Here is a 10,193-nt window from a genome sequence, read left to right as displayed (position 1 = left end):
GGTCGGCGGACGCGGCGCCGACCTCGAGGTGGCCCGGGGCGCTCTCCGCGTCGCCCTCGCGCAGGGCGATCACGCCGAGGCGGGCGGCCGCGCCGTCGCCCACGCGGTCGCGCACCGTCGCGACCTCGCCGAAGCACTCCGCGGCCAGCTCGTAGCGCCGGCCGCGGAAGGCGGCCTCGCCCCGGGCGGCCCAGAGCCGGCGGACGGGGTCGGTCGGCCCGTGGCCGCGGCGCGAGAGCTCCGGGCGGTCCCGGCGGGGCCGGTGCAGGTGCCGCCACTCCAAGCGGTCGTCGTCGAGCAGGCCCTCCCAGCGGTCGCCCTGCAGGTCCAGCTCAGCCGTCGCGGCGGCGACCTGCACCCCACCGCCCGCCGCGCGCAGCACCTCCGCGGCGGCGTCGAGGTCCCCGCGGCGGCGGTGGATCGCGGCGCGGGCCAGGACGAGGGCCTCGTGCGCCGACGCGGGGTCGGCGGTCGTCAGGAACGCGGCGAGGTCGTCGGTCGCGTCCTGCGCCTCGGTGAGACGCCCGAGCCGGGCGAGGACCGGGATCGTCGTGGTGCGCGCCGAAACCGCGAGCCGGCGGACCGACGACCCGGCGGCCTGGCGGAGCCGGGTCAGCGCCGCCTCGTCGTCGCCGTCGGCAAGGTGCAGGTGCGCGAGGGCGGCGGCCGCGCCGGCCGCGAGGTCGGCGTCGGCCGCGGCGGCGAGCGCGAAGCGGCGCCGGGCGTCGTCCCGGCCCTCGCCGTCCGGGACGAGCGCGAGGCGGGCGAGTGCGTGCTGGGCGGGGCGGTCGCCGTCGGGGGTGCCGGCCGGGAGGTCGCGGGCCGCCTCCGGGTGGCCGAGCCGGGGCTCGGCGACCACGGCGGCGCGGCGGGAGCCGGGGGCGTCGTCGGTGTCGCGGACCGCGACGGAGAGGTGCCAGCGCTCGGCCGCGTGGTCGAGGCCGTGCTCCTCGGCGGCCACGGCGACCGCCCACGCCACGTCCACCGGGACCTCGTCGGGATCGAGGTGGCCGAGCAGCACCGGGGCGAGCCCCGCGTCGCCGCGGGCGACCGCCACCCGCCCCGGCACGACGAGCCGCGCGGGGTCGCCGGCGTCGCGCAGGCGCCGCCCGAACTCCGCGGTCACGGGCCGCCCGGCGGGGCCGTCCGCCTGGTCGACGGCGCTCGGGTCGGGGGCGAGGTGCGGGGCGCCGCCGCGGGTCGCGAGCCGGACGAGCCCGGCGAGCACCGCCTCGTCGACGGCGTCGGTGAGCGGGCCGGTGGTCCCGACGAGGGCCGCGAGCTCCCCCTCGTCCAGGGCTCCGGCCACGCCGAGCCGGTCGCGGTCGACCACCGCGTCGACCACCGCGCGGGCGGGGCCGGAGAGCCCCGCGGGGGCCACCCCGTCGAGCGGTCCGCCGGGGACGACCACGGCGTCGACCGGGGCGAGGGCCGCGCCGAGGAAGCCCGGGCGGGTGGTGAGGACCAGCCGGCGGTCCGCGTCGAGCCGCTCGCCCAGCTCGGGGAGCCGGTCGAGCACGTCGGGCCGGGCGTCGGTCACCAGGACGACGACGGGGGCCGTGGCCGTGGCGAGCACGTCGGCGAGGTCGTGCTCCTCGGGGTCGACGACGAGGACCGCGTGGCCGTCGAGCACCCGCGGCAGCACGTCCCCGACCGCCGCGACGACGGCCGAGGTCCGGGCGCCGGTGACGACCACCGGGCCGTGGCCGGTCGCGAGCGCCTGCTCGAGCTCGGTCGTCGTCGTGGAGTCCGTCGGGTTCCGCATGCAGGTGGTGTCGATCCGGTAACGGCGTCCGTGACCTGCTCCGCGCCCTCATCACCCGGTTGGTGCTCCGAACGCCACGTCTTGTAGCCATTCGGCCCAACGGTTCCGGCTCCTGCCTCCCTGTGGCTTCACGGGGCACCCGCGGTAACGCCACCACGGCAGATGCGCTGCTCCCGAGGCGGTCGGCGCACCCCGTTCGGCCTCCAGCACCCACTTCCGGTCCGCAGCGTGGAATACCGGCGTCGACCGGGCACGCCCGGCATCCCGGGGATCGACCCGGGGGACGACGCAGTTCGAGGAGAACGTATGAGCGAGCCCGACCAGACGATCCGCGCCCTGGGCGGCCTGGCACTGCCCGACCGGACGGCCGGCGCCGCCGCCGTCCTGGTCGACGACATGTTCGACATCCTCGAGCGACTCATCGTCGCCCAGCGCCGCTTCGCCCGCGCGACCCTCGCGCCCACGGAGGTGGCCGTCGCCGACGTCTCCGTGCTCCTGCCGACGGACCCCGACGACGACGCCGAGGCGCAGGACGCCGGGAGCGACGACGACTCGTCGGAGGCCGTCGAGGGCACCGAGAACGCCGGGATCTCCGGGTCCGACTCCGAGGAGGGCGACTCGGAGGACAGCGACTCCGGGGACACCGCGGACTCCGACACGGCCACCGACTCCGCCGACGACACCGCGGCCGACGACGAGGCCGACGCGGACGACGACGGCGCGCCGATGCCCGACGCCGACGTGGACACCGACGGCGACACCCTCGCCGGGCAGGACGACGAGGACGACGTCGTCGCGGACGACGCCGCGGGCGGGGAGTCGGCGGCCGGGGTGATCGCCGAGGACGGCGACACCGACGACGACGACGACGACGAGGCTGACGACGAGGCTGACGACGAGGCCGAGGCCCGCGTCGAGGACGCCACGTCCGAGGATGTAGACGCCGAGGACACGGACGTCGACGAGGAGTCCGAGGAGGACGGCGACGAGACCGAGGACATCGTCGAGACCGAGGACGCCGAGGACGCCGACGACGCGGCCGCCGCCGAGGACGAGGAGTCCGACGACGTCGAGGACGCCGACGACGTCGAGGACGCCGACGACGACGAGTCCGAGGACGGCGACGACACCGAGTCGGCGGAGTCCGCCGACGACGAGGACGAGGACGAGGACTCCGACGAGGACGCGCCCGCCACGGTCGTCACCGGGGCCGGGGTGGACGAGGACGAGGACACCGGGTCGAGCGACCAGGACGAGGCCCCCGCCGCCCCTGCCGCCGCCGAGGCCCCCGAGGCGGCCCGCCGCGGACGGCCGCGCCGTCCCCGCACCACCGAGCAGCCGCGCACCGCGACGCGGACCCGCCGCACCGAGGGCGAGCGGCCCCGCCGGACGACCTCCGAGGTCATCCGCCCCGACGACGAGGGCAGCGCCCGCACCACACCGCGTCGCAGCGCCACCGGGCGCCCCACCCGCCGCCGCAGCGCCGAGTAGACGGCACCGCGGGGTGGGCGCCGAGGGCCGCAGACCGGCCGTCGGCGCCCACCCGCGCTACGCGGTGTCGGACTCCTCGTCGAGGTCGATGCGGCGCAGGTCCTGCGCGGCGGGCGACCCGAGCAGCTCGGTGACGTAGCCGATCACGTGGTGGCGGATCTCGGCGTCGAGGTTGCCGAGCCGGCGCACGAACACACCGCCGATCCCCGACACCTTCGTCTCGAGCGCGATGTCGGCCGGGCCGAGCTCGTCGACCTGGATCACCACGTGGTCGGAGCCCGGCGCGAGGCACGCCTCGAGCCCGATCCGCACGGTCATGTCGGCGGCGACGGGGACGGTGCGCATGCCCATCTCCACCGAGACGTCGAGGGTCACCGGGACGTGCACCTCGGTGCGGCCCCCGCCCTGGTCGCGCCCGCGCAGCTTGCCGACGACGCCGACGGCCCGCGCGGTGGCCATCCCGCCCGGGCCGGCGGGCACCGGCCCGAAGGCGATCCGGTCGCCGATCAGGTCGCTGATGTCGCGGACCGCGCGCTCGGGGGTGGCGATGGCGGAGAGGATCGCGTCGTGCTCGCTCATGCCGACACCTCGGCGGCCTCGAGGTCGAGCGCGAACGGCGGCGTCGAGACGCCCGCGACGCGGTAGCGGCCCCAGGGGTCGACGTCGGAGAGCTCCCCGTCGGCCTCGCCCTGCGGCGTCGTCACGGTGGCAGCCGCCTTGCGGCCGCCGAGCGCGGCCTCGAGGCCGGCGTCGACGGCGACCCGGCCGTACCAGTGGAAGCGGCCGTCGAGCGGCTCGACGTGTCCGCGCAGGACGACGTCCACGACGAACTCCTGCCCACCCGCCAACCGCAGCGTGGCGGGACCGCGATAGCCCTCGTCGTCGTCGTGCTGGTGGTCGGCGTGCGTCATCGCTACCCGCTCCCTGCGTCGGCGTCCTGGTCGGAGCTGGATGATCCCGAGGACAGCTGGATCACCCGGTTGATCTCGAGCGGCACGTTCGGGTCGATGACCACGTCGGCCTGCCGGGCGAACCCGTCGATGGCGGCCCAGACGAGCGTCGTCAGGTACTCGGTGACGGAGTCGCGGCTCATCGAGCGGCGCTCGAGCCACCACTCCGCGGTGTTCTGCACCAGCCCGACGACGCCGTAGGCCCACGGCTCGGCCGCGCCGGAGTCGAGCCCGAAGGCGCGCAGGTAGTCGCCGAGCAGCGCGGAGAGCGCCGTCGCGATGATCTCCTTGTCGGCCTGGACGACCGCCTGGCCGTGGCCGTGGCGCGCCAGGACCCAGTAGAGGTTCGGGTACTCCTCGAGCGTCCCGAGCACCGCGTCGATCGACTTGCGGATGCGCGGGAGCGGGGCCTCCTCGGAGTTCAGTGCCGGGATGAGCCGGTCGAGCAGGATGTGCGTCGCCCGCTCGCCCATGGCCTCGACGAGGTCGGCCTTGTCGGAGAAGTGCCGGTAGAGCACGGGCTTGGTGACCCCGGCCTCGACGGCGACCTGCTCGATCCCGAAGTCGGGCCCGGCCTCGGCCAGGACCCGCATCGCGGCCTCCACGAACTCCGCCCGACGTTCCTCGCGGTGCTTCGTCCAGCGAGTGCGACGCCCGTCACGAGAAGGGGGCGGAGCGCCCCGCGTCGGCTTGACACCCTCGGCCATGGGGCAAGACGCTACCACCGGTTACGGTTACCAGCGGTAAGACGTACAAGACGTTGGGGATACAGCGTGTACCCCGGCTCGGCGCGACCTCGGGAGAGATCATGACGGCGGCTGCGCCCATCAGCGAGACCACCACGACGACCGCCCGGTCCGCCCCCGGGGACGCCACGGCCGCGCGCCTCCTGCGCTCCGCGGCGAAGAAGTCCTACGACCCCGACGTCGACATCGACTGGGACGCCCCGCTGGTCGAGGGCCGGGTCTGGATGCCCGAGCACCGCGTCTCGCTCTACGGCACCGCGCTGTGGGAGCGGATGACGCCCGAGCAGCGCATCGAGCTCGGCAAGCACGAGGCGTGCAGCGTCGCGAGCGTCGGCCTGTGGTTCGAGACCCTGCTCATGCAGCGGCTGCTCAAGGACTTCTACGCCGACGACCCCACCTCCGAGCGCGCCCAGTGGGCCCTCACCGAGGTCGCCGACGAGTGCCGCCACTCGCAGATGTTCGCCCGCCTGGTGGCCCGCGCCGGGGTCGAGCCCTACGGCGCCACGCCGTTCGTCCACCAGCTGGGCAAGCTCTTCCCCGTGGTCACCTGGGGCCCGGCGGCCTACGCGTCGATCCTCGTCGCGGAGGAGGTCCTCGACCGGCTCCAGCGCGAGCAGGCGAACGACGAGCGCATCCAGCCGCTCATGCGCCAGGTCAACCGGATCCACATCATGGAGGAGGCCCGCCACGTCGCGTTCGCCCGCGACGAGGTGACCCGCGGCCTCGCCGACCTCTCCCGGTCCGAGCTCGCGTACCAGCGCTTCATGTGCGCCTTCACCTCGGCGTTCGTGGTGCGCAGCCTCATCAACCCGAGGGTCTACGCGGCCGTCGGGATCGACCCGGCCGAGGGCCGCCGCGCCGCCCTGGCCAACCCCCACCACCGCGAGATGATCCGGTTCGGCGGGGAGAAGATCATGGGCTTCCTCGACGAGGCGGGCATGATCGCGGGACCGGGCAAGGTCCTGTGGAAGAAGTCGTTCCTGCTGGAGGCGTGATGACCCTGCTGGAGACGTCGTGACACTGCACGAACGGGTCGGCCCGCTGACGCTGACCACCGGGATCACCCTGCGGGTGGCCCGGGCGGGGGCCCGCGGGGGCGGGGTCCCGACGCTGGTCCTCGTGCACGGGTGGTCCCAGGACCTGCGGACGTGGGACCGGGTGGTCGGCGACCTGCGCACGGCGGGCCTGGCGGGCGAGATCGTCCGCTACGACCACCGCGGCCACGGCGGCTCGGAGTCGGGCGGCTCGTCCGCGTCGACCGTCGGGCTCGCCGCGGACGACCTCGCCGCGCTCCTGCGCGACCACGTCGAGGGCCCGGTGGTGCTGGCCGGGCACTCCATGGGCGGGATGACCCTCATGGCGCTGGCCGAGCGGCACCCGGACCTGGTGCGCGAGCGCGTGGCCGGGGCGGGCTTCGTCGCCACCGCCAGCGACGACATGGCCGACCTGACGCTCGGGATGCCCGGGCGCCGCGGGGCGTTCGTCGCCCACGGCGAGCGCATCGTCATGCCGTGGCTCGCCTCGCTGGGCAACCGGGCGCCCGTGCACCGGGCCGACCCGGAGGGCAGCGGTGTGCACACCCGCTCGGTCGCGCTCGCCCCGGTGGTCCGGCGGCTGGTGTTCGGCCGCAACGCCCGCCGGGCCGACGTGCTGTCCGTGGCCGAGCAGACGTTCGCCGCCGACCCGGTCGCGGTCCTCGCGTTCCGGGAGTCGATCGGCGAGCACCAGCGGACGTCGTCGCTCGAGGCGATGCGCGGCGTCCCGACCGTGGTCCTCGTCGGCACGCGCGACCGGCTCTGCCCGCTCGACCACGCCCGCACCATCGCCGGCGCCCTGCCCGACGCCGAGCTCGTCGTCCTCCCGGGCGCCGGCCACATGATCACCTTCGAGCGCTCGCAGGAGGTGGCCGCCCACCTGCAGGGCCTGGTGGAGGCCGCCACCGTGCCCGCCCCCGACATCGTCAGGAAGATCGAGTCCCGTGTCCCGTAGTGATCAGCTCGAGTTCCACGAGGTCCTCATCGTCGGTACCGGGTTCTCCGGCATCGGCCAGGCGCTCGCCCTGCGCAGGGCGGGGATCCACGACCTCGTCCTGGTGGAGAAGACGCCGGCCGAGCGCGGGGTCGGCGGCACCTGGCGCGACAACAGCTATCCCGGGTGCGCGTGCGACATCCCCTCGCACATGTACTCGCTCTCGACCGACCCGAACCCCGACTGGTCGCGCTCCTACTCCCCGCAGCCGGAGATCCGCGCCTACCTGGAGAAGGTGGCGCGCGACCACCGGCTCCACGAGGACGTCCGCTGGTCCACGGAGTTCCTGGGCGCGACGTGGGACGAGGAGACGCGCACCTGGACGGTGCACACCTCCGCCGGCGACCAGCGCTGCCGCTTCCTCGTCTCCGGCGTGGGCGCGCTGCACCTGCCCTCGATCGCCGACCTGCCCGGAGCCGAGCGCTTCCGCGGCGAGACCTTCCACTCCGCGCAGTGGCGCCACGACGTCGACCTGCGGGGCAAGCGCGTCGTCGTGGTCGGCACCGGGGCGAGCGCGATCCAGTTCGTGCCGCAGATCGCGCCGCTCGTCGGGCAGCTGACGCTGTTCCAGCGCACCCCGGCGTGGGTGCTCCCGAAGGGCGACCACCCGATCGGGCAGTGGCGGCGGCGCCTGTTCGCGAAGGCCCCGGCCGTGCAGCGCGCCTACCGCGGCGCGGTCTACGCGGCGCTGGAGTCCCGCGCGATCGGCTTCATGAGCCGCCCCGAGCTGCTGCGCCCCGCCGAGTGGCTGGCCCGCAAGCACATCGAGGCGTCGATCTCCGATCCCGAGCTGATCGACCGGCTCACCCCGCGCTACTCGCTCGGCTGCAAGCGGGTGCTCGTCTCCAACGACTACTACCCGGCGCTCGCCCGCCCGAACGTCGACGTGGTCTCGTCGGGAATCCGGGAGGTGACCGAGACCGGGGTGGTCGACCACGACGGCGTCGAGCACCCGGCCGACGTGATCATCCACGGCACCGGCTTCCACGTCACCGACGCCTTCGACGGCCTGACGATCACCGGCCGCGCGGGCCGCACGCTGCGCGGGTCGTGGCGCGAGCACGGCATGCGCACGCACTACGGGATGACGGTCACCGACTTCCCCAACCTGTTCCTGCTGCTGGGGCCGAACACCGGGCTCGGGCACAACTCCGTCGTCTTCATGATCGAGTGCCAGGCCCGGTACGTGGCACAGGCGATCACCGCGGTGCACGAGGCCGGCTGCTCGGGACTCGACGTGCGCTCGTCGGTGCTGACCCGCTCGGACGCCGCGGTGCAGCACCGGCTGCGCAAGGGCATCTGGACCCGCGGCGGGTGCACGTCCTGGTACCTCGACTCCAGCGGCGTGAACCGGACCATCTGGCCCGGCTTCACGCTGCGGTACTGGGCCGAGACCCGGCGCTTCCGGGCCGACGACTTCGAGTTCTTCGGCCGGTCCGCCGACTTCTCCCCGGACTTCCGGACGAGGGCCGTGGACGGCCCGGACGGTCGGGTCGCGGTGAACGCGCCCGCCCGGGTTCCCGCGGGTTAGGGCTCCCGCCGCCGGATCAGGCCCTCCTGCACGACGCTCGCCACCAGCGTGCCGTCGTCGCGGTAGAGCCGGCCGGTCGCGAGGCCCCGCCCGCCGCCGGCGTTCGGGGACTCCTGGACGTAGAGCAGCCACTCGTCGGCCCGGAACGGGCGGTGGAACCACATCGCGTGGTCGAGGCTCGCGAGGCTGACGTCGCGGGCCCCGGCGCCGCCCTTCACGTGCGGGAACACCGCGGCCTCGAGCAGGGTGAGGTCGCTGGCGTAGGTCAGGACGCAGACGTGGAGCAGCCGGCCGCCCGGCTCCGAGGGGTCGGGGAGCTTCCCGTCGGCCCGGATCCACACCCGGTTGCGCGGCGGGCGGTGGGTCGACTCGTCCCAGGGCGCGTGGTCGACGTAGCGGACGTCGAGCGGCCAGGTCAGCGCCTTGCCGGTGGTCGTCCAGGCCGGCCGGTCCGGCGGGACCGGGGGCATGTCGCGGCGCGGCAGCCCGTCGGGGCCCGGGGTGTCGGGCATCGGCGCCTGGTGCTCGACGCCCTCCTCGGCCCGCTGGAACGACGCCGACATCGTGAAGATCGTCTCGCCGTGCTGCACCGCGGTGACCCGGCGGGTGGTGAAGGAGCGGCCGTCGCGGGCCCGGTCGACCTCGTAGACGATCGGGGCGAACGGGTCGCCGGGGCGCAGGAAGTACCCGTGCAGGGAGTGCACGTCGCGGTCGGCGTCGACGGTGCGGCCGGCCGCGACCATCGCCTGCCCCGCGACCTGGCCGCCGAACACCCGCAGCAACGACTCCCGGGGGCTGCGCCCGCGGAAGATGTCGCGCTCGATGTCCTCGAGGTCGAGGACGTCACCGACCAGCTCGTCGAGGGCCTCGCTCATGGGGCGGCATCCTTCCGGAGCGCCCCGCGGCGGGCGACGGCTACCCGAACGACAGGACGGAGACCTTCGCGACACCGAGGTCGAGCCCCAGGAGCGCGCCCCCGCCGCCGGACTGCTGCTGCGGGGCGGACTCCTCCCGGGGGGCCTCCTGCTGGGGGGCCTCGTCGTGCGACTCGGGGGCGGCCGCCCGCTGGGTGGGCGCGGGCGCCGGTGCGGCGGCCGGCGCCGGGTCCGAGGCGCGCTCCCCGCCCCCGGAGAACGTCATCATCGACGGCTTCGCCGGTGCGGCGGCGGGGATCGCGACGGTCTCGACCGGAGGCACGATGCGGTGGGTGGTGGTCTGCCGGGCGGCCGGAGCCGCCGGGGAACCCGGGGCGGAACCCGGTGACGATCCGGTGGTCCCGGCCGCCGCGGGCTCGTCCACGGGCGCGGCGAGGAGCCCGAGCGCGGTGGGGGGCGGGGCCTGGGCGAGCCCGTAGGCCTGCGCCGGCGCGGCCGCCTCCGGGGCGGTGGAGGTCGACGTGTCCTGCTGGTCCGACAGCGGCGTCACGCCCAGGACCGAGTGCGCCCCGAAGGCGACGACGGCCGCGACGGGGATCCCGACCGCGACACCCTTCGTCCGCAGGGGGTGCACGCGCATGGCGTGGCGGGGGCGGGCCATGAGCTCTCCATCCGTCTCTACCGGTGCCGGGCCGTGCGACTCGACGAGCGCACACGGCAGCACGACCACTCGAAGCCCCTAACGCGGCTCCGTCCCCACCGATACGGGTGACATCAGAATTTCCCGGAGCCGCCGACGGACCAGGC

Annotated in this window: 10 protein-coding genes; 4 read left to right on the top strand and 6 right to left on the bottom strand. The window is 75.3% G+C overall.

Going from position 1 to position 10,193, the window contains the following annotated elements:
• The coding region (locus tag ACFPBZ_RS23850; RefSeq protein ID WP_378038603.1) for a hypothetical protein at positions 1 to 1,765 on the bottom strand (1,765 nt) is incomplete at its 3' end.
• Between the two features lie 306 nt (positions 1,766 to 2,071).
• On the opposite strand from ACFPBZ_RS23850, the gene ACFPBZ_RS23845 reads away from it, so the two are divergent.
• On the top strand, positions 2,072 to 3,256 hold the full coding sequence (locus ACFPBZ_RS23845; protein ID WP_378038602.1) for a hypothetical protein: 1,185 nt from the start codon (positions 2,072 to 2,074) through the stop codon (positions 3,254 to 3,256).
• Positions 3,257 to 3,313: 57 nt separating this feature from the next.
• Here the strand turns inward: ACFPBZ_RS23845 and ACFPBZ_RS23840 are convergent, their stop codons facing one another.
• Genes ACFPBZ_RS23840 through ACFPBZ_RS23830 form a run of 3 tightly spaced genes read right to left on the bottom strand, consistent with a single transcriptional unit; the run spans position 3,314 to position 4,913 of the window.
• Complete coding sequence (locus tag ACFPBZ_RS23840) at positions 3,314 to 3,835, bottom strand: hypothetical protein (RefSeq protein WP_378038601.1); 522 nt, start codon at positions 3,833 to 3,835, stop codon at positions 3,314 to 3,316.
• Complete coding sequence (locus ACFPBZ_RS23835; RefSeq protein WP_378038600.1) at positions 3,832 to 4,167, bottom strand: DUF4873 domain-containing protein; 336 nt, start codon at positions 4,165 to 4,167, stop codon at positions 3,832 to 3,834. Before ACFPBZ_RS23835 ends, ACFPBZ_RS23840 begins: the two co-directional genes overlap by 4 nt.
• A 2-nt stretch (positions 4,168 to 4,169) precedes the next feature.
• Positions 4,170 to 4,913, bottom strand: a complete 744-nt coding sequence (locus ACFPBZ_RS23830; protein WP_378038599.1) for a TetR/AcrR family transcriptional regulator — start codon at positions 4,911 to 4,913, stop codon at positions 4,170 to 4,172.
• Positions 4,914 to 5,014: 101 nt separating this feature from the next.
• Here ACFPBZ_RS23830 and ACFPBZ_RS23825 point away from each other — a divergent pair, with 101 nt between their 5' ends.
• From ACFPBZ_RS23825 to ACFPBZ_RS23815, 3 genes are read left to right on the top strand one after another with little or no spacing between them, the layout of a single operon-like run.
• Positions 5,015 to 5,947 carry an AurF N-oxygenase family protein gene (locus ACFPBZ_RS23825; RefSeq protein WP_378038598.1) on the top strand — a complete coding sequence of 311 codons (933 nt, stop codon included), beginning with the start codon at positions 5,015 to 5,017 and terminating at the stop codon, positions 5,945 to 5,947.
• 19 nt (positions 5,948 to 5,966) lie between these two features.
• Complete coding sequence (locus ACFPBZ_RS23820; RefSeq protein WP_378038597.1) at positions 5,967 to 6,941, top strand: alpha/beta fold hydrolase; 975 nt, start codon at positions 5,967 to 5,969, stop codon at positions 6,939 to 6,941.
• On the top strand, positions 6,931 to 8,511 hold the full coding sequence (locus ACFPBZ_RS23815; RefSeq protein ID WP_378038596.1) for a flavin-containing monooxygenase: 1,581 nt from the start codon (positions 6,931 to 6,933) through the stop codon (positions 8,509 to 8,511). The genes ACFPBZ_RS23820 and ACFPBZ_RS23815 overlap by 11 nt, the downstream gene beginning before the upstream one ends.
• Here ACFPBZ_RS23815 and ACFPBZ_RS23810 read toward each other — a convergent pair.
• Positions 8,508 to 9,386, bottom strand: a complete 879-nt coding sequence (locus ACFPBZ_RS23810; RefSeq protein WP_378038595.1) for an acyl-CoA thioesterase — start codon at positions 9,384 to 9,386, stop codon at positions 8,508 to 8,510. The two genes, ACFPBZ_RS23815 and ACFPBZ_RS23810, sit on opposite strands and share 4 nt — an antisense overlap.
• Positions 9,387 to 9,426: 40 nt before the next feature.
• On the bottom strand, positions 9,427 to 10,047 hold the full coding sequence (locus ACFPBZ_RS23805) for a hypothetical protein (RefSeq protein WP_378038594.1): 621 nt from the start codon (positions 10,045 to 10,047) through the stop codon (positions 9,427 to 9,429).
• Positions 10,048 to 10,193: the final 146 nt, after the last annotated feature.

The organism is Actinomycetospora atypica, assembly GCF_042653685.1.
Taxonomy (GTDB): Bacteria; Actinomycetota; Actinomycetes; order Mycobacteriales; family Pseudonocardiaceae; genus Actinomycetospora; species Actinomycetospora atypica.
Note: the sequence above shows the minus strand (reverse complement) of the source record. Positions and strands in the feature narration are given on the sequence as shown.

What these genes read in the sequence shown, in the direction of transcription:
- ACFPBZ_RS23845 (WP_378038602.1), top strand. Translation starts at nt 2,072, where the DNA reads ATGAGCGAGCCCGACCAGACGATCCGCGCCCTGGGCGGCCTGGCACTG.
- ACFPBZ_RS23840 (WP_378038601.1), bottom strand. Translation starts at nt 3,835, where the DNA reads ATGAGCGAGCACGACGCGATCCTCTCCGCCATCGCCACCCCCGAGCGC.
- ACFPBZ_RS23835 (WP_378038600.1), bottom strand. Translation starts at nt 4,167, where the DNA reads ATGACGCACGCCGACCACCAGCACGACGACGACGAGGGCTATCGCGGT.
- ACFPBZ_RS23830 (WP_378038599.1), bottom strand. Translation starts at nt 4,913, where the DNA reads ATGGCCGAGGGTGTCAAGCCGACGCGGGGCGCTCCGCCCCCTTCTCGT.
- ACFPBZ_RS23825 (WP_378038598.1), top strand. Translation starts at nt 5,015, where the DNA reads ATGACGGCGGCTGCGCCCATCAGCGAGACCACCACGACGACCGCCCGG.
- ACFPBZ_RS23810 (WP_378038595.1), bottom strand. Translation starts at nt 9,386, where the DNA reads ATGAGCGAGGCCCTCGACGAGCTGGTCGGTGACGTCCTCGACCTCGAG.
- ACFPBZ_RS23805 (WP_378038594.1), bottom strand. Translation starts at nt 10,047, where the DNA reads ATGGCCCGCCCCCGCCACGCCATGCGCGTGCACCCCCTGCGGACGAAG.